General features: G+C 72.7%; 23 protein-coding genes. 16 read left to right on the plus strand and 7 right to left on the minus strand.

Going from position 1 to position 23,185, the window contains the following annotated elements; translation table 11 throughout:
* Positions 1 to 76: 76 nt before the first annotated feature.
* From ACIBI5_RS10815 to ACIBI5_RS10830, 4 genes are all read left to right on the plus strand, one after another.
* On the plus strand, positions 77 to 1,360 hold the full coding sequence (locus ACIBI5_RS10815) for a helix-turn-helix domain-containing protein (protein ID WP_397245468.1): 1,284 nt from the start codon (positions 77 to 79) through the stop codon (positions 1,358 to 1,360).
* A gap of 51 nt (positions 1,361 to 1,411) precedes the next feature.
* Positions 1,412 to 1,987, plus strand: a complete 576-nt coding sequence (locus ACIBI5_RS10820; protein ID WP_397245470.1) for a copper resistance protein CopC — start codon at positions 1,412 to 1,414, stop codon at positions 1,985 to 1,987.
* Positions 1,984 to 3,960 (plus strand): cytochrome c oxidase assembly protein, encoded by a 1,977-nt coding sequence (locus ACIBI5_RS10825; protein ID WP_397245472.1) that lies wholly within the window; start codon positions 1,984 to 1,986, stop codon positions 3,958 to 3,960. The genes ACIBI5_RS10820 and ACIBI5_RS10825 overlap by 4 nt, the downstream gene beginning before the upstream one ends.
* Before the next feature lie 178 nt (positions 3,961 to 4,138).
* On the plus strand, positions 4,139 to 4,528 hold the full coding sequence (locus ACIBI5_RS10830; protein WP_397245474.1) for a sensor histidine kinase: 390 nt from the start codon (positions 4,139 to 4,141) through the stop codon (positions 4,526 to 4,528).
* Here the strand turns inward: ACIBI5_RS10830 and map are convergent.
* On the minus strand, positions 4,515 to 5,363 hold the full coding sequence (gene map, locus ACIBI5_RS10835) for a type I methionyl aminopeptidase (protein WP_397245476.1): 849 nt from the start codon (positions 5,361 to 5,363) through the stop codon (positions 4,515 to 4,517). The genes ACIBI5_RS10830 and map overlap by 14 nt on opposite strands.
* A 73-nt stretch (positions 5,364 to 5,436) precedes the next feature.
* On the opposite strand from map, the gene ACIBI5_RS10840 reads away from it, so the two are divergent.
* From ACIBI5_RS10840 to ACIBI5_RS10855, 4 genes are read left to right on the plus strand one after another with little or no spacing between them, the layout of a single operon-like run.
* Positions 5,437 to 6,831, plus strand: a complete 1,395-nt coding sequence (locus tag ACIBI5_RS10840) for a DsbA family protein (RefSeq protein ID WP_397245478.1) — start codon at positions 5,437 to 5,439, stop codon at positions 6,829 to 6,831.
* Positions 6,828 to 7,613: an NAD(P)H-binding protein gene (locus ACIBI5_RS10845; RefSeq protein WP_397245481.1), complete on the plus strand. Its 786-nt coding sequence runs from the start codon at positions 6,828 to 6,830 to the stop codon at positions 7,611 to 7,613. The genes ACIBI5_RS10840 and ACIBI5_RS10845 overlap by 4 nt, the downstream gene beginning before the upstream one ends.
* 3 nt (positions 7,614 to 7,616) lie before the next feature.
* Positions 7,617 to 10,247: an AAA family ATPase gene (locus tag ACIBI5_RS10850; RefSeq protein ID WP_397245483.1), complete on the plus strand. Its 2,631-nt coding sequence runs from the start codon at positions 7,617 to 7,619 to the stop codon at positions 10,245 to 10,247.
* A gap of 42 nt (positions 10,248 to 10,289) precedes the next feature.
* Positions 10,290 to 10,469, plus strand: coding sequence for a hypothetical protein (locus tag ACIBI5_RS10855; protein WP_184970998.1), 180 nt, complete (start codon positions 10,290 to 10,292; stop codon positions 10,467 to 10,469).
* A 15-nt stretch (positions 10,470 to 10,484) separates the two neighbouring features.
* On the opposite strand, the gene ACIBI5_RS10860 is transcribed toward ACIBI5_RS10855, so the two are convergent.
* Complete coding sequence (locus ACIBI5_RS10860) at positions 10,485 to 11,135, minus strand: cyclase family protein (protein WP_397245485.1); 651 nt, start codon at positions 11,133 to 11,135, stop codon at positions 10,485 to 10,487.
* Complete coding sequence (locus ACIBI5_RS10865; RefSeq protein ID WP_397245487.1) at positions 11,132 to 11,383, minus strand: hypothetical protein; 252 nt, start codon at positions 11,381 to 11,383, stop codon at positions 11,132 to 11,134. The genes ACIBI5_RS10860 and ACIBI5_RS10865 overlap by 4 nt, the downstream gene beginning before the upstream one ends.
* 73 nt (positions 11,384 to 11,456) lie before the next feature.
* Here ACIBI5_RS10865 and ACIBI5_RS10870 point away from each other — a divergent pair, with 73 nt between their 5' ends.
* A complete protein-coding gene (locus ACIBI5_RS10870) occupies positions 11,457 to 12,419 on the plus strand; it encodes a LysR family transcriptional regulator (RefSeq protein WP_397245489.1) in 963 nt (320 codons plus the stop codon).
* Here the strand turns inward: ACIBI5_RS10870 and ACIBI5_RS10875 are convergent.
* Positions 12,360 to 12,938, minus strand: a complete 579-nt coding sequence (locus tag ACIBI5_RS10875; RefSeq protein WP_397245491.1) for a hypothetical protein — start codon at positions 12,936 to 12,938, stop codon at positions 12,360 to 12,362. The two genes, ACIBI5_RS10870 and ACIBI5_RS10875, sit on opposite strands and share 60 nt — an antisense overlap.
* 127 nt (positions 12,939 to 13,065) lie before the next feature.
* Between ACIBI5_RS10875 and ACIBI5_RS10880 the strand changes: the two genes are divergently transcribed.
* Entirely contained in the window at positions 13,066 to 14,196 is a 1,131-nt protein-coding gene (locus ACIBI5_RS10880; protein WP_397245493.1) for a lipase family protein, read from the plus strand.
* A 124-nt stretch (positions 14,197 to 14,320) separates the two neighbouring features.
* Here ACIBI5_RS10880 and ACIBI5_RS10885 read toward each other — a convergent pair whose 3' ends face one another.
* Positions 14,321 to 15,268, minus strand: a complete 948-nt coding sequence (locus ACIBI5_RS10885) for a threonine/serine dehydratase (RefSeq protein WP_397245495.1) — start codon at positions 15,266 to 15,268, stop codon at positions 14,321 to 14,323.
* A 6-nt stretch (positions 15,269 to 15,274) separates the two neighbouring features.
* The gene (locus ACIBI5_RS10890; RefSeq protein WP_397245497.1) at positions 15,275 to 16,444 is read right to left on the minus strand and encodes a trans-sulfuration enzyme family protein; all 1,170 of its coding nucleotides are present in this window, start codon (positions 16,442 to 16,444) and stop codon (positions 15,275 to 15,277) included.
* Between the two features lie 59 nt (positions 16,445 to 16,503).
* On the opposite strand from ACIBI5_RS10890, the gene ACIBI5_RS10895 reads away from it, so the two are divergent.
* The 6 genes from ACIBI5_RS10895 (at position 16,504) to ACIBI5_RS10920 (ending at position 22,287) form a co-directional block, all read left to right on the plus strand.
* The gene (locus ACIBI5_RS10895; protein ID WP_397245499.1) at positions 16,504 to 17,925 is read left to right on the plus strand and encodes a PLP-dependent aminotransferase family protein; all 1,422 of its coding nucleotides are present in this window, start codon (positions 16,504 to 16,506) and stop codon (positions 17,923 to 17,925) included.
* Positions 17,926 to 18,259: 334 nt separating this feature from the next.
* Positions 18,260 to 18,964 carry an alpha/beta hydrolase gene (locus tag ACIBI5_RS10900; protein ID WP_397245501.1) on the plus strand — a complete coding sequence of 235 codons (705 nt, stop codon included), beginning with the start codon at positions 18,260 to 18,262 and terminating at the stop codon, positions 18,962 to 18,964.
* A 19-nt stretch (positions 18,965 to 18,983) separates the two neighbouring features.
* Positions 18,984 to 19,865, plus strand: a complete 882-nt coding sequence (locus tag ACIBI5_RS10905) for an ABC transporter ATP-binding protein (RefSeq protein ID WP_397245503.1) — start codon at positions 18,984 to 18,986, stop codon at positions 19,863 to 19,865.
* Positions 19,862 to 20,587: an ABC transporter permease gene (locus tag ACIBI5_RS10910; protein WP_397245505.1), complete on the plus strand. Its 726-nt coding sequence runs from the start codon at positions 19,862 to 19,864 to the stop codon at positions 20,585 to 20,587. Before ACIBI5_RS10905 ends, ACIBI5_RS10910 begins: the two co-directional genes overlap by 4 nt.
* Before the next feature lie 12 nt (positions 20,588 to 20,599).
* On the plus strand, positions 20,600 to 21,685 hold the full coding sequence (locus tag ACIBI5_RS10915) for a sensor histidine kinase (protein WP_397245507.1): 1,086 nt from the start codon (positions 20,600 to 20,602) through the stop codon (positions 21,683 to 21,685).
* Positions 21,682 to 22,287, plus strand: coding sequence for a DNA-binding response regulator (locus tag ACIBI5_RS10920; protein WP_184970679.1), 606 nt, complete (start codon positions 21,682 to 21,684; stop codon positions 22,285 to 22,287). The genes ACIBI5_RS10915 and ACIBI5_RS10920 overlap by 4 nt, the downstream gene beginning before the upstream one ends.
* A 204-nt stretch (positions 22,288 to 22,491) precedes the next feature.
* On the opposite strand, the gene npdG is transcribed toward ACIBI5_RS10920, so the two are convergent.
* Positions 22,492 to 23,139, minus strand: a complete 648-nt coding sequence (gene npdG / locus ACIBI5_RS10925; protein ID WP_397245509.1) for an NADPH-dependent F420 reductase — start codon at positions 23,137 to 23,139, stop codon at positions 22,492 to 22,494.
* Positions 23,140 to 23,185: the final 46 nt, after the last annotated feature.

Here is a 23,185-nt window from a genome sequence, read left to right on the forward strand (position 1 = left end):
GGCAAGACGCTTGCGCATGGGGGTTCTCCCTCGCCTTGGGGTTTTGCTCGGGTAATCATCTCAAGGAGCGGCAGATATGACCACATCTGACCTGGTCGGACTGCGTATAAAGACCGTGCGGCGGCAACGGGGTCTATCGCAGGCGCAACTCGCGCATCCTGAGCTGTCGGACAGCTATGTCTCCTTGATCGAGAGTGGCAAGCGTACCCCAACGCCGGCGGTACTCGAACTGCTCGCCCAGAAGCTGGACTGCTCGCTGTCTTACCTGGTCAACGGGGTCACCGCCGAGCAGATGGAAGACATCGAACTCGCCCTGGGCTACGCCCGCCTGGCCCTGGAGAACGGCGAGGTGGCCGAAGCCCGCACGCGCTTCTCCGAGCTGCTGGCCGACAACAACCTGACAGGTCTCACGCAGCTCCGTCAAGACACCGAATACGGCCTGGCGCTGGCGACGGAGGCGTGTGGCGACCTCGACGCCGCCATCGCCATCCACCTGCGCCTGTGTGACGAGGAGCTGCCCACCGAGCGGCAGATCGAGGTCGCCATCGCCCTGTCGCGGCTCTACCGCGAGTGCGAGCGGCCCACCGAGGCGGTGGAGATCGGCGAGCGCTACCTGGGCGCCGCCGCACGCCCGGCCTGGACCGACGTTCACGTCGAGCTCGGCGCGACCCTGCTCAACGCCTACCTCAACCGCGGCGACATGCTGCGCTCGCGGCAGTTCGCCGCCGAGCTGCTCAACGCCGCCGACCTGCTCGGCACCCCGCGGGCCACCGTCGCGGCCAACTGGAACGCGGCACTGCTGTCGGAGATGGGGGGCCACGGCGAGGAGTCCCTCACCTTCGCCACCCGCGCGCTGGCCGTGCAGCTGGAGAACGGGCTGCCGCGCAGCCTCGCCCGCATGCGCCTGGCCTACGCCTCTCTCCTCGTGCGCGCGCGCCCGAACGAGGTGGAGGAGGCCCGCAAGCTGATGCTTCAGGCCGAGGACGAGCTCGCCCAGTCCTCCGCCAGCACCCTTGACCGAGCCCGCTGCCGCATCGAGATCGCCAGGACCGAGATCATCGCGGGAGAGACGGCCGCCGCCGCGGCGTCCGCGCAGGCAGCACTCGACCTGCTGCCGGAGGGCGCGCCGGCGCTCGAGGCCGAGGCCCACTTCATCCTGGGCCGCGCCTACTCCTACCTCGGCCACCCCAAGGCGGCCAAGCAGAGCGTGCAGGCGGTGCGTTCCTGGCTCGCGCCGCTGCCCGACTCCGGCCGCATCGCCGGGGCCTGGTACGCCGCGGCCGAAGGCTTCGAGCAACTGGGCGAGACCGAGGAGGCCGTCGGGGCGTACCAGCGGGCGCTGGCGTCGGCCGGATTGTAGTCCGGCGCGGCGGCGGGACCGGGCGGCGTCGTGGGTAGCCTTGGGGGTGCCATGAACAGATCCCCGCTCGCGGCGCTCGCCGCGCTTCTCGCCGCCCTGATCCTCCTCGGCACCGCTTCCCCCGCCCTGGCGCACGACGCGCTGCGGACCAGCGACCCGGCCAAGGGCAGCACGGTCAAGTCCGTGGACCAGGTGAAGCTGGAGTTCACCGCCAAGGTGCGCATGCCGTTCGTCATCGTGAGGGGTGACGGCGGCGAGTTCCACGAGGGCAAGCCGGAGCTCGACGGCAAGGTGGTGTCGCAGGTGCTCAAGGGTGCGCTGCAGGACGGGAAGTACACGATCGCCTACCGGGTGGTCTCCTCCGACGGGCACCCGATCGAGGGCGAGATCCCGTTCACGGTGAAGGGCGCGCCCAAGCCCGAGACCTCGGCCACTCCGGCGGAGAGCACGAGCGCCGCGGCGCCGTCGCCGTCGCCGTCCGAGCAGGTGCAGACGCCGGATCAGACTCCGGCCAGCGCCGAGCAGGACCAGTCGGCCGGGTTCCCGATCTGGCTGATCATCGTGGTCGGCGCCCTGGTGGGCATCGGCATCGGGTTCCTGCTGAGCATGCGGAGAAAGAAGCCGTGAGCAAAACCGCCCGGGTGGCGCTCGGGACCGTGGCCGCAGCCGTCGCCGGGCTGGTCATCGCGCTGATCGCCGGTGGCGCGGCGTTCCCCCGGGTCATTCCCGGTATTCCGGTGGCGGGGGCGCTGACGCGCTGGGGGCTGCCGCTGTCGAAGCTCGGCATGGACGCGGCGGCCGTGGCGACCGTCGGACTGCTGCTCGTGGCGGCGCTGCTGCTGCCCAGCGACAAGGGAATGCTCGGCAAGAGCGCGCTCGGCTACGTCAAGGCCGCCTCGTGGACGGCGCTGTCGTGGTCGGGCTTCGCGTTCCTGCTGATGCTCTTCCAGCTGTCCGACCTCTACACCGACTCGGTGGCGAACGTCGTTCTCAAGAACTACATCCCGAGCTACGCCACGCAGGTCGGCAACGGCATCGCGCTGACGCTGGTGATCCTGTTCGGGGTGGCCATCGCGCTGTTCTCGCGAGGCGCCATCACGGCCGGGGCGGCCGCGGGGCTGCTCGTGCTCGGGCTGGTCGCGCTGCTTCCCCCGGCGCTGACGGGGCACGCCTCCTCCTCACCCAACCACGACCTGGCCACGGCCGGGCTTTCGCTGCACCTGACCGGCCTCGCGCTGTGGGTCGGCGGGCTGGTCGTGCTCGTGGTCCACGCGGTGCGCAAGGCGCCGCAGCTGGAGCAGACGGCCGCCCGCTTCTCCCGCGCCGCGCTCTGGTTCTACGTGGTCGTCGGCCTCTCGGGGCTGCTCAGCGTCGTCGCGCGGCTGACCGCCGTCTCCGACCTGTGGACCTCCAGCTACGGCGTGCTGATCGTGGCCAAGACCGTGGGCTTCGTGCTGCTCGGCTACATCGGCTGGTACCACCGCCAGCGCACCATGGTCAGTCTGGAGGCCGGCCGGCCGGGGGCGTTCACCCGGCTGGCGGCCGGCGAGGCGCTGCTGATGTTCGCCACGGTCGGCCTCGCCGTGGCGCTCTCACGCACCCCGCCGCCGGTGGTGAGCCTGCCCGCCGACCGCGCGTTCGAGCTGCTGGGCTTCGCGATGCCGCCGCCGATGACGCTGGGGACGCTGGCGTCGATGTGGTGGTTCGATCTGTTCTTCGCCGCCATCGCCGCCGCCCTCGCCATCCTGTACGGCGCCGCCGTCCACCGCCTGCTGAAGCGCGGCGACAAGTGGCCCTGGGGCCGCACGGCGTCGTGGTTCGTCGGCGTGGCCATCCTGGTGATCGCCACCCAGAGCGGCGTGGCCCGCTACGCCAAGGTCATGTTCAGCGTGCACATGGTCGAGCACATGACGCTGTCCATGATCGTCCCGATCTTCCTGGTGCTGGGCGCCCCGGTGACGCTGGCGCTGCGCGCGCTCAAGCCCGCCGCCCGCCGCGGCGACCGGGGCCCGCGCGAGTGGCTGACGACGATCCTGCACAGCAGGGCCGTGAAGGTCATCGCGCACCCGGCGATCGCCACCGCGATCTTCATCGCCTCCACCTACGCGCTCTACTTCACCCCGCTGTTCGCCGGCGCGATGGAGGAGCACCTGGGCCACATCGCGATGACGCTGCACTTCCTGCTGAGCGGCAGCCTGTTCTTCTGGGTGATCATCGGTGTGGACCCGTCGCCGCACAAGCTGCCGTACGTGGGGCGGCTGCTGCTGCTGTTCGTGACCATGCCGTTCCACGCGTTCTTCGGCATCGCGCTGATGATGATGGGGACGGTGCTGGCCGCCGACTGGTACGAGCAGCTCGGGCGCACGTGGGGCGGGCCGCTGCTGGCCGACCAGAACAACGGCGGAGCCATCGCGTGGGGGTTCGGCGAGATCCCGACCTTGATCGTTCTGCTGGCGATCGCCGTACAGTGGTATCGCGACGAGGATCGCACGGCGCGGCGGGAGGACCGGCGCGCGGACCGCAACCCGGCGGGCGACACGGCGCTCAACGACTACAACGACTATCTCGCGCGGCTCAACAAGGCGGACAAGGGCGACTAACTCCCGCGTCACAGAATCTTGTCACCCCCCACGAGCGACGGATGCCCCTAGTAGGCTCTCACGTGGGGGAGCCGGGCAGTTCTCACGGCCGCATGCTGTGGCCTCGGGATGCCGGAGTCAGGTCCGGTGCGTTGCCCGCTTGTTAGAAGGGCGAGATCACTTGGCGGAAGAGACGCGCATGCGCGGGGGGCGGAGCCTGGCCGAGGAGCTGGAAGGCTGTCTCGGCGACTGGGGCGAACGCACCGGGATCACGGTGGAGACCTGGGCGCTGCCCACGGTCGAGGTCCCGCAACCCATCGCGCGGGCGGTGCTCGCGGTTGTCCAGGAAGCCCTTGCCAACGTCGAGCGGCACAGCGGAGCACGGGTGGTCTCCGTCGCCGTGACGGCCGGCAAGAGCGGCCTGCGGATGACGGTCAGCGACGACGGAGACGGATTCCACGCGGCCGACGTGGGGCGGGGCATCACGCGGATGCGGGCCCACTTCGTCGAGATCGGCGGCAGCCTGTCGGTCAGCAGCGTCCGCGGCGAGGGCACGACGGTGACCGGAGTGGTGCCTAGGCGAGGGTGAGGATCTCGCTGCCGCTGTCGGTCACCAGGATGGTGTGCTCGAACTGCGCGGTGCGCCTGCCGTCCTTGGTCACCGCCGTCCAGCCGTCGGCCCACATGTCGTAGTCGATGGTGCCGAGCGTGAGCATCGGCTCGATCGTGAACGTCATGCCCGTTCGCAGCTCCACGCGCAGCGAGGGGTCCTCGTAGTGGGGGACCATCAGGCCGGAGTGGAAGCTCGTGCCGATGCCGTGCCCGGTGAAGTCGCGGACGACGCCGTAGCCGAAGCGCTTGGCGTAGGACTCGATGACGCGGCCGACGACGTTGAGCTGGCGGCCGGGGGCGACCGCCTTGATGGCGCGCATCATGGCCTCGCGGGTGCGCTCGACCAGCAGCCTGGACTCCTCGTCGACCTCGCCGACCAGGTAGGTGGCGTCGGTGTCGCCGTGGACGCCGCCGATGAAGGCGGTGATGTCGACGTTGACGATGTCACCGTCGCGCAGCACGGTGTCGTCGGGGATGCCGTGGCAGATGACCTCGTTGATCGAGGTGCACAGCGACTTGGGGTAGCCCTTGTAGCCGAGCGTGCTCGGGTAGGCGCCGTGGTCGAGCAGGAACTCGTGGCCGACCCGGTCGAGCTCGTCGGTGGTGACGCCCGGCCGTACGTGCTTGCCGACCTCGTCGAGCGCCTGGGCGGCCAGCTTGCCGGCGACCCGCATGCGCGCGATGACCTCCGGCGTCTTCACGTCGGACTCACCGGTCTTGGGGCGTTTCTTGCCGACGTACTCCGGCCGCTCGATATGGGCGGGGACCTTACGCATGGGCGAGATCCGTCCGGGCTGGAGCAGTGTCGTCATGGGACACGAGTCTACCGAGCCCCAGTCGGTTGACAGATGTTGCGTCACGCACCCGGCCCGTACGGTCGCAGACATGATTCTTGTTACCGGAGCAACCGGAAAAGTCGGCGGCCAGGTGGTCGCCCAGTTGCGTGAGCAGGGTGTCGAGGCGCGGGCGCTGACCCGCGATCCGAAGCGGTCCGGTGAGGTTTATGGCGACCTCGCCGACCCCGCCACCTTGGACGCCGCGCTCGACGGCGTGGACAAGGTGTTCCTCGTGTGGCCGACGCTGTCGGCCGACGAGCGGGCCGCCGAGGTGCTGAAGAAGATCACGGAGCGGGTGCGCCGGGTGGTCTACCTGTCCTCGCTGGGGGCGGAGGAGGGGGCCGATCCGGTGAACGCCTCCCACCACATGATCGAGGGACTGATCAGGGAGTCGGGCGTCGAGTGGACGTTCGTGCGGGGCGGCGGCTTCGCCGGCAACGACCTGGGCTGGGTGGCGGGCATCCGGGACGACGGGGTGGTGCGGGAGCCGTTCGGCGGGTGGGCCAGGTCGCTGGTGCACGAGGCCGACCTGGCCGCCGTGGGGGTGCGGGCACTGCTGGACGACGACCACGTCGGGGCCGCGTACGACGTGACCGGGCCCGAGGCGCAGACACAGCAGGAGCGGGTGGAGATCATCGGCGAGGTCATCGGGCGGCCGCTGCGCTTCGAGGAGATGCCGCTGACGGAGGCCAGGGCCTACTTCGAGACGTGGCTGCCGCCGGAGGCCGTCGACGACACCTTCGAGGACATGCGCCGGCTCATCGCGCGGCCTGAGCCCGTGACCACCACGGTCGAGGAGGTCACCGGGCGGCCGGCGCGCACCTACCGGGAGTGGGTGGCCGACCACCGCGCCGATTTCGCCCCGCCCACGGTCACGATGACGCTCGACCTGGCCTGCTCCTGGTCCTACCTGGGCTTCAACCGGCTGCGGAAGGCGCTGGAGCGGCGCAGGGCCGAGGGCGCCCGGGTGGAGGTCGTCTTCCGTCCGTACCAGCTGGCTCCCGACGTGCGGGAGGTCGAGCCGCTGACCCTGGTGCACGAGCGGGCCTTCGGCCCTGAGGCCGCCAGGTCGACCGAGCGGATGACCCGCCTGGGCGCGGCGGAGGGCCTCGACTACCGCTTCGACCGCGCCCGGTTCGCCAACACCTTCCAGGCGCACCGGCTGATCGCCCTCGCCTCCGCGCAGGGGCGCGGCGAGGAGATGACCGAACGGCTGTTCCGCGCCTACTTCACCGACGGCCTGGACCTGTCCGACCTCGCGACGCTCAAGGACCTGGCCGCCGAGACCGGCGTGACCTGGCAGGACGGCGGCGAGGACGAGCTGCGGGCCAGGCTCGCGGAGATCGAGGTCACCGGGGTTCCGGTGTTCGAGGCCGGATCGCGCACGCTGTCCGGCGCCCAGTCCGTCGAGACCCTCTACGAGCTGATCGGGGAAGCGTCATGATCCTGGTGACCGGAGGAACCGGAAGCGTCGGCGGCCAGGTGGTCGCCCAGCTGCGCGAGCAGGGTGTCGAGGCGCGGGCGCTGACCCGCGACCCGAAGCGGCCCGGTGAGGTCTACGGCGACCTGACCGACCCCGCGACCCTCGACGCCGCGCTCGACGGCGTGGACAAGGTCTTCCTCGTCTGGCCCGTCCTCGGCGACCCCAGGAAGGCGGAGGCGGTCGCGAAGATCGCCCGGCCGGGCAGGCACGTCGTCTACTTCTCCTCGGCCGAGGCCGGCGCCGCCGATCCGGTCAACTCCGCCCACGGTGAGATGGAACGCCTGGTCAGGGAGTCCGGAGCGGACTGGACCTTCCTCCGCATCACCGGCCTGGCCACCAACGACCTGCGCTGGACGCCCAGCCTCGCGCGGGGAGAGGTGGCCCGCGGGCCCTTCGGTGACTGGAAGCGGACGCTGATCCACGAGGCCGACCTGGCCGCCGCCGGCGTCCGCGTGCTGCTCGACCCGGGCCACGCCGGGCGGACCTACGTGCTCACCGGCCCGGAGCCGCTCGACGCCGGGCAGCGGGTGCGCGTGCTCGGCGAGGTGCTGCGGCGGCCGCTGCGCTTCGAGAACATGACCCGCGAGGAGATCGCCGCGTTGTACGGCGACTTCGCCGACGCACTCCAGGACTTCCCGCCGGAACGGGTCACCGACACCGTCGAGAAGCTGACCGGCAGGCCCGCGCGCACCTACCGGGAGTGGGCCGCCGATCACGCCGGGGACTTCGCGGGTAGCCTCTGAGGCATGCTGCACGGGCGGACGGACGAGACGGCCATGATCGAGCGGCTGCTGTCCGGAGCCCGGGAAGGCACCAGCGCGGCGCTGGTCATCAGGGGTGAAGCGGGCATCGGCAAGACCGCGCTCCTGGAGGCCGCCGCCGCGCGCGCCGGGGAGCTGCCGGTGCTGCGGGGCGCCGGGATCGAGTCGGAGCACGAGCTGCCCTACGCCGGTCTCAGCCTGCTGCTGGGCCGTACCGCCGAGCGGCTGGACCGGCTGCCGGAGGGTCAGGCCAGGGCGCTGGCCGCCGCGCTCGGCACCGGACCCGCGGGGGAGGGCGAGCCGTTCCTGGTGGGACTGGCCGTGCTGACCCTGCTGGCCGAGGCGGGACCGCTGGTCTGCCTCGTCGACGACGCCCAATGGCTCGACCACGCCTCCGCCGCGGCGCTGCTGTTCGCCGCGCGGCGGCTGGAGGCCGAGGGGGTGGTGATGCTGCTGACGGTACGCGAGCCGCACGCCCCCGGTTTCCCGGCGGCCGGCCTGGCCGAGCTACGCCTGGGAGGCCTGGCCGACGAGAGCGCCCAGGCTCTGCTGACCGAGCGCGCGGGCGGGCTGTCGGCCACCGAGCGCGAGGAGGTGCTGGTCGAGTCGGCGGGCAACCCGCTGGCCCTGCTGGAGCTGTCGGCGTCGCGGCGCCGGTCCGGGCCCTACTCCATGGGGATCGTGCCGGTGCAGAGCAGGATCCAGCAGGGGTTCGCCGACCGGGTCGCCGCCCTTCCCGAGGCCACGCGGACGCTGATGCTGGTGGCCGCCGCCGACGACACCGGCGAGGCGGCCGCCGTGCTCGCCGCCGCGGGACTGCTCGGCGCCGGGCCCGCCGACCTCGAACCGGCCGAACGCGCGGAACTGCTCACCGCCTCCGGCGCCCGCCTGGCCTTCGGCCACCCGCTGATCAGGAGCGCCGTCTACCGGCGCGCGCCGCTGGCCAGGCGGATGGCCGCGCACCGGGCGCTGGCCGACGTCCTCGACGGCGACCGGAGCGTCTGGCATCTGGCCGCCGCCACCCAGGAACCCGACGAGGACGTCGCCGCCGCGCTGGCGGCCACCGCCGAGCGGGCCAGAGACCGCGGCGGCTACGCGGCCGTCGCCGCCGCCTACGCGCGGGCCGCCGAGCTCACCCCCGACCCGGCCGTACGCGCCCGCCGCCACGTCGCCGCCGCCCGCGCGGCCACCGACGCCGGGCAGTTCGAGAAGGCCGCCGAGCTGCTGCGGCTGACCGGGATGGAGGAGCGGGTGCACGCCGCCAAGCTGCGCGCCGTGCTCGCCGAGTCCCGCGACGACGCCCAGGACGCCTACCGCATCCTGCTCCACGAGACCGATCCGTCGGCCCCGGACGACTCCGTCGTCCTGCTGCGCAACGCGGTCGCGGCGGCCTGGCGCAACAACGACTTCGAGTGCGTCGAGATGATGGGCGGCTTCGCGAGCACGCTGGCGGGCGGCGCCCCGGTCGCCACGCTGGCCACCGCCGCCCTGGCCGCCAACCGCGTCGAGCGCGGCGAGGTGGCCGACGGCCTGGCCGCCCTGCGCGACCTGCTCGCCGACCCGCCGGGTGAGGACGCCGACGTGCGCGACCGGCTGCTGTTCGCCCGGATGCGCCTCATCACCGGTGACATCGCCGGCGCCTACGGTGAGGTCTCCTGGCTCGAACGCGACGCCCGTGAGCACGGCGCGCTCGGCACACTGCCCGCCGTCCAGGTGATCCTGGCCCGCTGCCAGCTGTTCACCGGCGCGCACCGCGACGCCCGGCTCACCGCCGAGGACGGGCTGCGCATCGCCGCCGACACCGGGCAGACCCGGCCCGCGCTGGAGTTGCGCGCCGTCCTCGCCGAACTGGCCGCCGTCGAGGGCGAGGAGGAACGCTGCCGCGAGCTGACGGCCGAGGCGCTGGAGCGCGGGCTCGCCCCCGGCTCGGTGCACGCCGCCGCCGCGCTCAGCCTGCTCGACCTCGGGCTCGGCCGCTACGAGCCGGCCTTCGACCGGCTGGCCGCCGTCCTCGCGGGCTCGCGGCCGATGGGGATGCTGGCCGCGCTGCCCATCATGGTCGAGGCCGCGGTACGGCTCGGCCGCCCCGCCGACGCCGCCGGTCCGGCCGCGACCTACGAGCGGTGGGCCCACGAGAGCGGTCAGGCCTGGGCCCGGGGCGTGTCCCTGCGCAACCGGGCGCTGCTCACCGACGACCTGGACGACTACGCGCCGGCCGTACACCATGAGGCCTTTCCGCTCGACCGGGCGCGCGCCGGGCTCCTGTACGGGGAGCGGCTGCGGCGCGAGCGCAGGATGAGCGAGGCCCGCACGTGGCTGCGGACCGCCGCCGAGGCCTTCGAGCGCCTGGGCGCGCCGCCGTGGGCCGAGCGGGCACGGCGCGAGCTGCGCGCGACGGGGGAGAGCCGCGCGGTGCGCGCGCACGCGCCCGACCTCGCGGAACGGCTCACCGCCCAGGAGCTCCAGGCGGTACGGCTGGCCGCCCAGGGGCTCAGCAACCGGGAGATCGGGGCACGGCTGTTCCTGAGCCCGCGCACGGTCGGCTATCACCTGTACAACGCGTTTCCCAAGCTGGGCGTGGCTTCGCGGGGGGAACTGGCCGGACTCGGCCTCTGATGTTCATGCTTGGGAAGGGATCAAAGGGGCATCATTGCTCACGTGAGCGAAGGCCAGTGGTGGTTCTGCCTCAAGCACATGAGGGTGGAGCCCGACCAGGGATGCCCCAACAAGGACCGGATGGGTCCCTACGCCACCCAGGAGGAGGCCGCGGGCGCACTGGAACGCGCCGCCGCGCGGAACAAGGCGTGGGACGAGGCCGACCAGGACGAGGACGACTGAGACGCCGTGCCGTGACTACGGGATGACGGCGTAGGCGCGCACCGGGAAGGTGCCCATGCCGGACACCATGGGCGGCGCGGCGTGGAAGCGGAAGCCGCCGGCCGGCAGCGCGGACAGGCCGGTGAGGTGCTCGACGATGGGGATGCCCGCGGCGAGCAGGACGGTGTGCGCGGGGCGTTCGCCGCGTGGCGGGGTGTCGTCGATGTTCAGCGAGTCGATGCCGACCAGCGCGGCGCCCTGCTCAGCGAGCCATTCGGCGGCCTCGGAGGTCAGGAACGGGTGGCCGCTCGTGTACGCCTCGGTGCCGAAGTGCGCGTCCCAGCCGGTCCGCACGAGGACGGCGCGGCCGCGGACGAAGAGGCCGTCGAAGGCGTCGAGGCCGATCGCGCGGCGGCCCTCGGCGGGGACCACGAGTCCCGGCAGGTCGGCGAGCTTCTCGATCGGGACGCGCGCGAGGTCCGCGCCGCCGGGGTAGCGGTGGTGCGGGGTGTCCAGGTAGGTGCCGGTGTTGGCGGCCAGTGTGATCACGCCGATCTCGAACTCCGTGCCCGGCGCGTAGACCTCCCGGGAGTCCTCCCTGCTCAGGTGGAGGCCGAGCACGGGCCCAGGAACGCCCGGGTAGGTGGTCATGCCTTCGACGATGCGGTGGCTCAGTTCGACGATCATCGGGCGACTCCCAGACGGTAGAGCTTGACGAGGGCGACGATACCGATCCCGGCCCAGATGAGGTTCAGGGCCGCCGACGGCCACGCCGCCTTGTACCCGCTGTTGATCATCAGGCTGACCGACCCGAACAGATTGATCACCTGGTACGGCAGGCCGTCCCCGGACATCCTCCCCGAGGAGACCATGGCGTAGCCGTACAGCAGGGTGGCCGCGCCCAGCCAGCCGAGGGCGTCGAGGAGTAACTCCATGGCGCACATTCTCCGGATGTCCCCAGCTCAAGCACAAGTAACGAGATCTAAATCTGCGCGTAAGCTGACCTGCATGGACATCGATCCTCGGCGCCTGCGTGTCCTGCACGAGGTGGCCCGCCGCGGTGGCGTCATGCGCGCGGCAGAGGCGCTCTTCCTCACTCCCTCCGCCGTCTCCCAGCAGCTGGCCCACCTGGAGCGCGAGGTCGGCCTGGCGCTCATCGACCGTTCCCAGCGCCGCGTGTCGCTCACGCCCGCCGGCCGCGTGCTGGCCGGATACGCCGAACGCGTCGAGGACGAGCTCGCCGAGGCCCGGCGCGAGCTCACCCGCTTCACCGAGCGGCTGGCCGGGCCGGTGCGGATCGCCGCCTTCCCGACCGTGATCAAGCACATCCTGGTTCCGGCGATCCAGCGGCTCGCCGTACACCATCCGAAGATCATTCCGATCATCCACGAGGTGTACGGCCCGCCCGCCCTCCAGGAGCTCAGGCTCGGCCAGGTCGACGTGCTGATCACCGAGCAGGACATGAGCCTGCCCGCGCTGTCGCAGCCGTCGCTGTCCACGCGGACCCTCTACGTCGACGAGTACCGCATCGTCGCCCCGCCCGCCTGGCCCGAGGCCCCGCGCACGATCGGCGAGCTCACCGGGATGCCCTGGGTGGCCGGTGAGCCCTCGCAGGCCTGCGGGCAGGCGCTCGACCGGCTGGCCGCGATCCACGGGTTCGAGCCGCGCAAGGTGCACGTCATCACCGAGTTCGGCCCGACGCTGTCGCTGGTCGTGGCCGGGCACGGGGTCGCCATCGTGCCCGAGCTGGCCCTGCTCGACGTGCCCGAGGGCGAGGTGCGGGTCAGCTACATCAAGGACGTCGGGGCCCGGCGGCTGGACGCCGTGACGCGCGTCAGCCGTACGCGGTCGGGGGAGCCCGACCCCGTGCAGGCGGTCGTGATCGGCGCGATCGAGGACGCGACGCGGGAGCTAGTCGGTCACCTGCGGTCCGCTCACGCGGTCGAGGAGCCTGGCGAGGCGGTCACGTAGGCTCGGCCGCTGCGGGATCTCGCCCGCGGCGGTGCTGACCAGGTGCTGCGCGCCGTCGAAGGTGATCAGCCCGTGCTGCGGGATCGCCAGCGCCTCGTGCGCGAGGCCGGTCAGCTCCGGGTCGCCGCTCTCCAGCGCGACGATCGTCGCGCCGATCCGGCGGGCGTCGTCCACCCGCTCGAGCAGCGGCACCGGCGCCTGCTGCTCCGCGACCACGAACAACGTCTCGCCGCGCCGGGCCGCCTCGATGCGCTCCAGCCCGATCCGCAGGTGGGCGGGGGCGTCGGCGGGCGGCTGCCAGCGCACCAGCGTGGGCGCGAGCTGCGGCAGGCCGGACAGGCGCGCCTCGTCGCCCAGATGCGCGGTCAGGTGCCACGGCTCGTCGTCGGGGGTGCCGACCAGGAGCAGGCCGCCGGGGGATCGGGTGGCCCGCAGGGCCATGCCGAGTTCGCGGGTGCGCTCGATCCAGCCTGTGTCGGCGAGGAGCTCGCGGAGGAAGGCCACAGACCCTGAGTCCATCCGACCATACTGCCGGACGGATGTCCTGACCGGCGTTATTTCGGGCCTTGACAGAAGGTTACCGCCGGGTAACGATCAGCGTGGTTTCCACGCGGCCAGCGTGGTCTTCGCGCGGGAGGACGGCGCCATGAGACTGTCCGTGATCTTATCCCTGGTCATCTCGCTCATCCTGCTCCCGGTACCCGCTCAGGCGGCCTCGGCCGGAGACGTGATCTCCGCCCAGCCGACCACGGTGTACCTGCTGCCGGGCAAGCTCCTGGAAGTCCCGGTGAACGCCTGGAACGTGCTCTACCGCTCCACCTCCGCGACCGGCGCGCCCAATGCCGTCTCCGCGACCGTGCTCGTGCCCAAGGCCTCCTACCCGTTCGGCCGCCGCCCCGTCATCGGCTACGCCGTCGGCACCCACGGCCTCGGCGACCAGTGCGCCCCGTCCCTCGCCATGCGGGAGGGCAGAGAGGCCGAGCTGGCCCTGGTCAGCCTGTTCCTGCTCAAGGGCTTCGCGGTGGCCGTCACCGACTACGAGGGGCTCGGCACGCCCGGCCGGCACACGTACATGGCCGGGATCTCGCAAGGACAGGCCGTCCTCGACTCCGTACGCGCCGCGATCCGGCTGCCCGGCTCCGGCCTGTCGGCCGGCGCGCCCGTCGGCATCATGGGCTACTCGCAGGGCGGCGCCTCCGCCGGGTGGGCCGGCCAGCTCCAGCCCTCCTACGCTCCCGACCTCCGGCTCAAGGGTGTCGCCGCGGGCGGCGTACCCGCCGACCTGAAGGCCGTCGCGCAGAGCCTCGACGGCGGCGCCAACTTCGGCCTCGCCGCCGCGGCCGGTGTCGGCTTCGACGCCGCCTACGACGAGCTCGACCTGTTCAACGACCTCAACGACCGCGGCAAGGCCCTGATGACCGACGCCGCCGACGACTGCGTGGGCGACCTCGGCAAGCTCGCCGGCCTGCGCTTCTCCGACCTGTCGCCCATCGACCTCATGAACCAGCCCAAGTGGCTGGCCCGCCTGGCCGAGAACCGCCTGGGCGCCCGGCCCCCGCGGGTGCCCGTCTTCCTCTACCACGCCCGAGGCGACGAGATCATCCCGCACGCCGTCGGCTCCACGCTGCGCTCGGAGTACTGCCGGGCCGGCGTGAACGCGCGCTGGCTGTCGATCCCCGGCGGCAACCACGTGCTGGGCGCCGTCGAGGGCGGTCCCCTCGCGATCGAGTGGCTGGCCCTGAGGATGTACGGCCTGCCCGCCTTCGGCAACTGCTGAAACCCGCGGACCAAGGGGTCGCGCCCGCCCCACACCCCCCAGCGCGACCCCTTCCCGCACCCCACACCCCCCTCCCGCGCCTTGTGACACGTGATGACCCGTGGAGGTCCTTCGCCAGGTGGTGTCAGCCGGTCAACGTGGCCGGATCGGTGTTGGAGCCGCAGACCACCACGGCCACGCGTTCCCCGTCCGCGGGCCGGTACGCGCCGCTGAGCAGGGCCGCGTAGGCGGCGGCCCCGGCGTGCTCGACGGCCAGCCGGTGCTCCGACCACAGGCGGAGGCGGGCGTCGATGATGGCCTCGTCCGAGACCAGGACGCTCTCCACGCCCGCGCCCGACAGGATGCCGAAGGCCAGGCCGCCCACCTGGGTGGCGCCGAGCGCGTCCGCGCCCACGCCGCTGACCTCGACCGGGACGGGGTGGCCGGCACGCAGCGCCCGGTGCAGGGCGGGGATCAGCTCGGGCTCCACCGCCACCAGCTTCACGTCTTCGCGCAGGCCGAGCGAGACGCCGGACGCCAGTCCGCCCCCGCCCACCGCGACCAGGACGGTGTCGACGCCGGGCGCCTGCTCCATCAGTTCGAGTGCCAGCGTGCCCTGCCCGGCGATCACCTCGGGCTGGTCGTAGGCGTGCACGGTCAGCGCGCCGGTCTCCGCGGCCCGCTTCGCCGCGGCTTCCGCGGCCGCGGAGTAGATGGCGCCGGTCTGGGTGATCTCGGCGCCCAGGGCGCGCAGTCCGGCGACCTTCACCGGGCTGGCCACCGTGGGCACGAAGATCTCGGCGCGGACGCCGAGCGCGCGGGCGGCGTAGGCGACGGCCAGGCCGTGGTTGCCGCCGCTGGCCGCGATGACGCCCGCGGGCGGCAGGGTCCCCGCCGACAGGATGCGGTTGAACGCCCCGCGCACCTTGAACGAGCCGGACCGCTGCACCTGCTCCAGCTTGAAGATCAGCCCTGGGGAGACCTCCAGGGCGGGAGTGCGCAGGACGTGGCCCGCGACGCGTTCCCCGGCCGCCTGCACGTCGGCGTGCGTCACCGTCATCGTCATCCCCTCGCTACGGAGTCGTCGTTCCATCCGACCTTAGGACAGCGCCTGTTCGAGGTCGGCCCAGAGGTCCTCGGGGTGCTCGATGCCGACGGCCACGCGGACGGTGCCCTCGCCGATGCCGTGGCGGGTCAGCTCCTCGGGGCTGAGCGAGCGGTGGGAGGTGGTGGCCGGGTGCATGACCAGGGTCTCGACGCCGCCGAGCGAGGGGGCGAGCAGGGCCAGTCGTACCGCGCTCATGAACTTCTCTCCCGCCGCCCGCCCGCCGGCGAGCTCGAAGGAGAAGACGCCGCCGAAGTCGGGCAGCAGCTTGCCGGCCAGCTCGTAGGAGGGGTGCGAGGGCAGGCCCGGCCAGTGGACGGCGGACACGGCGGGGTGGGCCGCCAGGCGGGAGACCAGGTAGCGGGCGTTGGAGCAGTGGCGCTCCATGCGCAGGTGCAGGGTCTGCAGTCCGCGCAGCGTCAGCCACGCGGCGAACGGGTCCGGCGTGGCCCCCAGTTCCACCGAGAAGTGCCACACCTTGCGGTAGAGGGCGTCGTCGGCGAAGACCGCGAGGCCGCCGACGACGTCGGTGTGGCCGGACAGGTACTTGGTGGTGGAGTGGACCACGATGTCGGCGCCGTGCTCGATCGGGCGGCAGAGCAGGGGCGTGGCGAAGGTGTTGTCCACGACCGAGACGACGCCGAGCTCGCGGGCCACGGCGCACATGCCGGGCAGGTCGGCCACCTGGAGGGCGGGGTTGGCCAGCGTCTCCAGGTAGACGAGCTTGGTCTCCGGGCGTACGGCCGCGCGCAGGGCCTCCGGGTCGTCCTCCGGGACGTAGGTGACGGTGACGCCGAAGCGGTGGACCATCTCGTTGATCATGGCGGCGGTGCCGCCGTAGATGGCCTTCTGGGAGACGAGGTGGTCGCCGGGGCCGAGCAGGCCGAGCAGCACGCAGTTGATGGCGCCCATGCCGGAGCCGGTGGCCAGGGCCGCGACGCCGCCTTCCAGGCCGGAGACCGCGTCCTCCAGGGAGCGGACCGTGGGGTTGGCGAGCCGGCCGTACACGAAGGAACCGTCGGGGCGGCCCATGGCGTCGGCGAAGACCGCGGGATCGTCGAACACGAATCCGGACGTCTGGTAGATCGGCACGGTGATCGGCCTGCTGCCGGTGAGCTTGGGCTGGGGCAGGTGGACGGCACGGGTCTCGGGACGAAGTTCCATGTCAACAGCATCTCCAGAAATGTCCTGCGATGTCAGATCCAATGGTGGAGAATTGGTCCATGGATGGAGCCAATCTGGTGGACCTGCTCGGCCGGTGGGCGACCGGCCGGGGGCCGCTGTACCTCCTGCTCACGGCCCGGCTGCGCGCGCTCATCGACGACGGCGTCCTGCCGCCCGGCCACCTGCTCCCGCCCGACCGCGTGCTGGCCAAGCTCCTGGCCGTCGGCCGAGGCACCGTCGTGGCCACCTACGACCTGCTCCAGCAGGAAGGCCGTGTCGTACGCCGCCAGGGCAGCGGCACCCGCGTCGCCGCCGCCCAGTTGTCGGCGGCCCGCGTGGTCGACGGCGTCCCCGCCAACCCGCTGATCCAGCACATGCTCCACCCGCCCGACGGGGTCCAGCTCCTGACCTGCGCCGCGCCGGACGTGCCGCCGCCGTTCATGGTGGAGGCCTACGCCGAGGCCGCGGAACGGCTCGCCGCCCGCCCCCACGACCTCGGCTACTACCCCGCGGGCCAGCCCGCGCTGCGCGAGGCCGTCGCCGCCTACTACCGCGCCCGCGGCCTGCCCACCACCGCGGACGAGATCGTCGTCACCACCGGCGCCCAGCAGGCGCTCTCGCTGCTCACCGGCCTGCTCGTGCAGCCCGGCGACACCGTCCTGACCGAGACGCCCACCTACCCGGGCGCGCTGGAGGTCTTCCGCCACGCCGCCGCCGTCGTGCGCGGCGCCGAGCACGGGGTGGCCGGCGCGCTGCGCTCCCGCCCCGCCCTCGCCTACACGGTCCCCACCGCCAGAAACCCCTCCGGCGCCGTCATGGACGTGCCCGCCCGCCGCCGCCTGGCCACGCTCGCCGCCGAGCACGACGTGCCGCTCATCGACGACGAGGTCTGCGCCGAACTGTGCTTCTCCGGCGAGACCCCGCCGCCGCTGGCCTCGTTCACCTCGGGCGAGCAGATCATCACGATCGCCTCGCTGAGCAAGGTCGTGTGGGGCGGGCTGCGGATCGGCTGGATCCGCGCCGCCGCCCCGCTGGCCACCCGCCTGGCACGGCTGCGCGCCATCCACGATCTGGCGGGCGAGGCCGTCTCACAGCTGGCCGCCGTCGCGCTGCTGCGCCGCCTGCCGGAGATCCGCCGCGACCGCACCGCCGTACTGCGTGAGCGTCACGACCACCTGTGCGCGGAGCTGCGCGAGCGGCTGCCGTCGTGGTCGTTCGAGCCCGCCCTGGGCGGCCAGACGATCTGGGTACGGCTGCCGCACGGCGACACCGACGCCTTCGCCCAGGTCGCCCTGCGTCACGGCGTGGCCATCCCGCCCGGACGCGCCTTCGACCCGGTGGGCGGGCAGGGCTCTTACACGCGGCTGCACTTCCTGTTCACGCCCCGCGAGCTCAGCCGGGCCGTGGCCGGGTTGTCGGCCGCCTGGCACTCCTATGACGGCACCCACCACCCCACCACCACCCACGCCCTGATCGTCTAACCCCTGCCTCCCGACCCCCTGCCTCGCGGTCACCGCTCCACGGGTGTCCCGAAAGGACACCCCTCCCGGCCGTCCCTTCGGGACACCGCTCCCGGGCCACGGCCCCCGGGACGCCCCTGCGGGGCACTTCTGCGGGCTACGCCGTCTCCGGCTGCTTTCGTGCCATGCCCTTCCGGGGTGCCCCTCACCAGGGGCTCCACGCCTTCCCCCGCCATGTCACTGCCTGGGGCCGCGGGCCTCGCCTCCGGGGAGGGAGCGGGTGCCCTCGGCTGCGGGGCCACGCTGGGAGCGATATCGCGGCGGAGGGGTTCGCGGGCGTGGGAAGGTGGCGGGCATGCAGGCGATCTTCGTGCTCGTGCACAGCCCCTCGGTAGGTCCTTCGACGTGGCGGCCCGTGGCGGAGGCGCTCGGCCGGCGGGGGAGGCGGGCCGTGGTGCCGGATCTGACCGCGGTGACCGAGGGCGGCCCGCCGCACTGGCCGAGGGTGGTCGAGGCGGTGCGCTCCGCCGTACCGGAGGAAGGGCCGTTGGTGCTGGCCGGGCACAGCAACGCGGGGCTGTTCCTGCCGGTCGTGAAGGAGGGGCTGGGGGAGCGGGTGGTGGCCTGCGTGTTCGCGGACGCCCATCTGCCGCCGCGTGACGGGCTCGTGAAGACGGCGGAGGAGGCGTTCCTGCCGTTTCTGCGCGACCTCGCCGGCCAGGACGGGCGGCTGCCTCGCTGGACCGACTGGTGGAGCGAGGAGGACGTCGCCCCGATGCTCCCCGACCCCGAGGTCAGGCGGCGCGTGGCCGATGAGCAGCCTCGGCTGCCGCTGGCCTACTACACCCAGCTCGTGCCGGTCCCGGCCGGGTGGGACGCGGTTCCGTGCGGCTATCTCTGGTACGGCCCGCCGTACGACAAGGTGGCCGAGCGGGCGGCGGGCCGCGGCTGGCCGGTCACCCGCGTCCCCGGCGCCCACCTTCACCAGGTCGTCGACCCGGACGGGGTCGCGGACACGCTGTTGCGGATCGTGAATTCTTCACTGTTCCCCGAACGCTGACCCAGCGACGATCGGAGGCATGACAGCCATCCAGGTATCCGGCCTCGTCAAGCGCTACGGCGCGTACGAGGCCGTGAAGGGCGTCTCCTTCGAGGTCGCGGAAGGGGAGATCTTCGCGCTGCTCGGCCGCAACGGCGCGGGCAAGACGACGACGGTCGAGGTGCTGGCCGGGTTCCAGCGGCCGGACGCGGGCTCGGTGCGGGTGCTCGGGCTCGATCCGGCGGGGCAGCGGGGGGAGGCGCGGCGCCGTACCGGCGTGATGTTGCAGGAGGCGGGGTTCTTCCCCGACCTGACGGTGGCCCGCACGGTCGACACCTGGCGGGACTTCACCGCGGCGGCCCGTCCCCGCGACGAGGCGCTGCGGCTGGCGGGGCTCGGGCACAAGGCGGGCACCAAGGTGCGGCAGCTCTCCGGCGGGGAGAAGCGGCGGCTGGATCTGGCGCTGGCCACGCTGGGACGTCCCGAGGTGCTCTTCCTCGACGAGCCGACGACCGGCATGGATCCGCAGGCCCGCCGCGACACCTGGGAGGTGGTGCGCGGCCTGGCCGCGGAGGGCGCCACGGTGCTGCTGACCACGCACTACCTGGAGGAGGCGCAGCGGCTGGCCTCGTCGCTGGCGATCCTGGACGGCGGCGCGATCGTCGCCGCGGGCGGGATGGCCGAGACGCTGGCCGCCCAGAGCGGCCGGGTGGCGTTCCGGATGCCGCCCGGAGTCGCCCCCGGCGAGCTGCCGCTGCCGGTCACGCTCGACGGCGAGGTGGCCGTCTGCCGCGCCGAGGACCCCGACCTGGCCGCGCAGACGCTGCTGAGCTGGGCGGCCGGGCGCGGACTGCGGCTGACCGGGCTCGACGTACGCGCGGCCACCCTCGAAGACCTCTTCCTCGACAGGAGCACCTCATGAGCCTCGCCGCCACCTACAAGCTCGGCGCCCGCCTGTTCTGGCGGGACAAGTCCATGCTGGCCGGGTCGGTGATCACGCCGGTGGGCCTGACCATCGGGATGCCGCTGCTCATGCGGCACGTCCAGGCGGACGGCGTCGCCTGGGCCACCCAGACCTTCTACGGCTCGACCGCGCTCGTGTTGTCGATCACCGGGTTCATGAACATCGTCGTGGCGCTGTCGATGCGGCGCGACCAGCTCGTGCTCAAGCGGCTGCGCTCCACCATGCTGACCGACGTGCAGATCCTGGCCGGGGAGGTCGCCAGCACGGTCACGCAGACGGTCGCGCTCGTGGTGGGCTGCCTGCTGGTGGTGCGATTCGTGGCGGACGTTCCGTTCCCCGGCGATCCGGTGGTCTTCGTCGGGGCGGCGCTCGGTGGCGCGGTCTGCGTGGCGGTGCTGGGCGTCGCCTACACCGCGGCGATCCCGCGGGCGGAGCTGGCGGCGGCGATGACGGTGCCGGTGTTCCTGCTGTGCGGGGTCGGGGCCGGTGCGATGGGGCCGCTGCTCGACCTGCTGCCTTCCTGGGTGCGCGCCGGGTTCGACCTGCTGCCGACCAGCGCCGCCGTACACGCGATGAAGACGGGGGAGTTCGCGGTGCCCGCCCTGAATCTGGCGGTCTGGACGCTCGCCGGGCTGGTCGCGATCCGGCTCTGGTTTCGCTGGGAGCCGCGACGCTCGTAGATTTGTCGGACAATGACCGCTTCCTCCGCCCAACGCCTCGCCACCTGGCTGATCGCGGTGATCTCTGTCGGCTACCCGATGCTCGGACTGATCTACCTGAGCTCGGGCCGCCTGGACGTCACCCTGGTCGTGCTCGCCGCGCTCGCCGGCTGCTGGATCCCCCACGTCCTCAACATGTGGGCCGCGCTGCGGGGCGTGCGGCCCCCGCTGTTCCCGCTGACGGTCGTGGTCCAGGCCGTGGCGACCTATCTGCCCGACCCGTTCCTGCCGAGTGGCTGGTCGGGGGTGACCGCGCAGTTGCTCGCCGGCACGCTCCTGCTGTACCTGCCGCTGTGGGCGGCCGGTCCGCTGCTCGCGCTGATGACGGCGGTGCAGTTGGGCGGCATCATGGTCACGCTGAACATCCCCGTCGTCGCCGCCCTCTACGCGGTGACGATCCCGATCAGCGGCATCATCGTGTACGTGGTCGTCCGCCTGGTCGCCGTCAGCCGCGAACTCGAGTCGGCCCGCGCCGGGCTGGCCGAGGCGGCCGTGCTGAAGGAGCGGCTGCGCATCTCGCGCGACCTGCACGACGGTCTCGGCCGCAGCCTCACCGCGATCGCGCTGAAGGGCGATCTGGCCGCCCGTCTCCTGGACCGCGATCCCGGTACGGCCCGCGCAGAGGTCGGCGACCTGGTGAAGGTGGCCAGGGAGGCGGCTCAGGACGTACGGCAGGTGGCCCGCGGGTACCGGGAACTGACGCTGCGGGGGGAGACCCAGCGGGCCGCTTCGCTGCTGGAGGCGTCCGGGGTGAGCGTGCAGGTCAACCTCGCCGACGCCGTGCCGCCCCGGGCGTCGGAGGAGGCGCTGGCCTGGGCCGTACGCGAGGGAATCACCAACGTCCTGCGCCACAGCGCCGCCACGACCTGCACCATCACCACGGCGGCCCAGGCGGGCCGGCTGCGCCTGGAGATCGTCAACGACGGCGCGCCCGGCACGCCCCGCGAAGACGGCAGCGGGCTGACGGGCCTGGCCGAGCGCGCCGGGCAGGCGGGCGGCAGTGTCGCCGCGCACGCGGACGGCGGCGCGTTCCGGCTGGTCGTGGAGGTGCCGGCGTGATCCGGGTCCTGCTGGCGGAAGACATGCTCATGATCCGCGCGGCGCTCTCCGCGCTGCTGCGGCTGGAGCCCGACCTCGCGGTGGTGTCCGAGGTGACGCGCGGGGACGAGATCGTGCCCGCCGCGCTGGAGCACCGCCCCGACGTCGCGATCGTCGACATCGACCTGCCCGTCGTGGACGGCATCACGGCCGCCGCCGAACTGCGCGAACGGCTGCCGCAGTGCCGCATCCTCGTGCTGACCGCGCTCGGCCGGCCAGGTCAGGTGCGCAGGGCGCTGGCGGCGGGGATCACCGCGTTCCTGGTGAAGGACGCGCCGGGGGAGCGGCTGGCCGACGCGGTCCGCCGTACGCACGCGGGGCTGCGGGTGCTGGACCCCGAGCTGGTGAGCTCGGCCATGGAGTACGGCGAGAGCCCCCTGACCCAGCGTGAGACCACGGTCCTGCGGGAGGCGGCCCAGGGGGTGAGCGCGGAGGAGACGGCCGGGCGGCTGCATCTGTCACCGGGCACGGTACGCAACTATCTGACCTCGGCCATCACCAAGACCGGGGCGCGGAACAAGATCGACGCGGTGCGGATCGCCGAGGATGCCGGGTGGTTGTGAACCACTTGGCCGGTGTACGGGCCTCGTGGCGGCGGGGAGTGCGTCCGACGTGAGAAGCGCCCGATGATCGGGGGCCGCTCACGTCGGCGGGAGGCGGGTGGGTGGCGGGAGCCGTATGGGATGGGTCGTCGCCGTCAGGACCGCTCAGACGCCGTCAGGACCGCTCAGACGTCGTCGGGAGCGATCAGATGCCGTCAGGACCGCTCAGACGTCGGTGACGCGCAGGCCCGCGTGGGCCTTGTAGCGGCGGTTGATGGAGATCAGGTTCGCGGTGAACGCCTCGACCTGGTGGGCGTTGCGCAGGCGGCCGCCGTAGACGCCGCGCACGCCCGGGATGACCGCCGCCAGCGCCTGGACGGTGTCGGTGGCCTCACGGTCGTCGCCCAGGACGAGCACGTCCAGGTCGACCTTCTCCACACTCTCGTCCAGGAGCAGCACGGCCGAGACGTGGTGGAAGGCGGCCACCACGCGGCTGTCCGGCAGCACGGCGGCGGCCTGCTGGGCGGCGCTGCCCTCCTCGACGGGCAGGGCGTAGGCGCCCTGCTTGTCGAAGCCGAGGGGGTTGACGCAATCAATCACGATTTTTCCGGACAACTCGGTGCGGAGGGATGCCAGCAGCTCCTTGTGGCCGTCCCAGGGGACCGCGACGATCACCACGTCCGCCTGGGCGGCCACCTCGGCGTTGCCCGCGCCCCGCGCGCCGATGGGCTCGGCCGCCTGCTGTGCCCGTTCCGCGCTACGTGACCCGATGAGCACGGTGTGCCCGGCCAGCACGAACCGCCGCGCCAGCCCCTTGCCCTGGTCTCCGGTGCCGCCCAGAATGCCGATCGAAAGCCCGCTCACGTCTGTCATGGCTCAGATCATGCCAGCCCGGCCTCCGGCAGCCGCCTCCAGGTAC

It is taken from the genome of Nonomuraea sp. NPDC050540 (assembly GCF_044457485.1).
GTDB lineage: Bacteria > Actinomycetota > Actinomycetes > Streptosporangiales > Streptosporangiaceae > Nonomuraea.

Excerpts from the sequence above, each read along its gene's own strand:
- ACIBI5_RS10815 (WP_397245468.1), top strand. The coding sequence starts at position 77 with ATGACCACATCTGACCTGGTCGGACTGCGTATAAAGACCGTGCGGCGG.
- ACIBI5_RS10820 (WP_397245470.1), top strand. The coding sequence starts at position 1,412 with ATGAACAGATCCCCGCTCGCGGCGCTCGCCGCGCTTCTCGCCGCCCTG.
- ACIBI5_RS10830 (WP_397245474.1), top strand. The coding sequence starts at position 4,139 with ATGCGCGGGGGGCGGAGCCTGGCCGAGGAGCTGGAAGGCTGTCTCGGC.
- map (WP_397245476.1), bottom strand. The coding sequence starts at position 5,363 with ATGACGACACTGCTCCAGCCCGGACGGATCTCGCCCATGCGTAAGGTC.
- ACIBI5_RS10840 (WP_397245478.1), top strand. The coding sequence starts at position 5,437 with ATGATTCTTGTTACCGGAGCAACCGGAAAAGTCGGCGGCCAGGTGGTC.
- ACIBI5_RS10845 (WP_397245481.1), top strand. The coding sequence starts at position 6,828 with ATGATCCTGGTGACCGGAGGAACCGGAAGCGTCGGCGGCCAGGTGGTC.
- ACIBI5_RS10850 (WP_397245483.1), top strand. The coding sequence starts at position 7,617 with ATGCTGCACGGGCGGACGGACGAGACGGCCATGATCGAGCGGCTGCTG.
- ACIBI5_RS10860 (WP_397245485.1), bottom strand. The coding sequence starts at position 11,135 with ATGATCGTCGAACTGAGCCACCGCATCGTCGAAGGCATGACCACCTAC.
- ACIBI5_RS10865 (WP_397245487.1), bottom strand. The coding sequence starts at position 11,383 with ATGGAGTTACTCCTCGACGCCCTCGGCTGGCTGGGCGCGGCCACCCTG.
- ACIBI5_RS10870 (WP_397245489.1), top strand. The coding sequence starts at position 11,457 with ATGGACATCGATCCTCGGCGCCTGCGTGTCCTGCACGAGGTGGCCCGC.
- ACIBI5_RS10875 (WP_397245491.1), bottom strand. The coding sequence starts at position 12,938 with ATGGACTCAGGGTCTGTGGCCTTCCTCCGCGAGCTCCTCGCCGACACA.
- ACIBI5_RS10880 (WP_397245493.1), top strand. The coding sequence starts at position 13,066 with ATGAGACTGTCCGTGATCTTATCCCTGGTCATCTCGCTCATCCTGCTC.
- ACIBI5_RS10885 (WP_397245495.1), bottom strand. The coding sequence starts at position 15,268 with ATGGAACGACGACTCCGTAGCGAGGGGATGACGATGACGGTGACGCAC.
- ACIBI5_RS10890 (WP_397245497.1), bottom strand. The coding sequence starts at position 16,444 with ATGGAACTTCGTCCCGAGACCCGTGCCGTCCACCTGCCCCAGCCCAAG.
- ACIBI5_RS10895 (WP_397245499.1), top strand. The coding sequence starts at position 16,504 with ATGGATGGAGCCAATCTGGTGGACCTGCTCGGCCGGTGGGCGACCGGC.
- ACIBI5_RS10900 (WP_397245501.1), top strand. The coding sequence starts at position 18,260 with ATGCAGGCGATCTTCGTGCTCGTGCACAGCCCCTCGGTAGGTCCTTCG.
- ACIBI5_RS10905 (WP_397245503.1), top strand. The coding sequence starts at position 18,984 with ATGACAGCCATCCAGGTATCCGGCCTCGTCAAGCGCTACGGCGCGTAC.
- ACIBI5_RS10910 (WP_397245505.1), top strand. The coding sequence starts at position 19,862 with ATGAGCCTCGCCGCCACCTACAAGCTCGGCGCCCGCCTGTTCTGGCGG.
- ACIBI5_RS10915 (WP_397245507.1), top strand. The coding sequence starts at position 20,600 with ATGACCGCTTCCTCCGCCCAACGCCTCGCCACCTGGCTGATCGCGGTG.
- npdG (WP_397245509.1), bottom strand. The coding sequence starts at position 23,139 with ATGACAGACGTGAGCGGGCTTTCGATCGGCATTCTGGGCGGCACCGGA.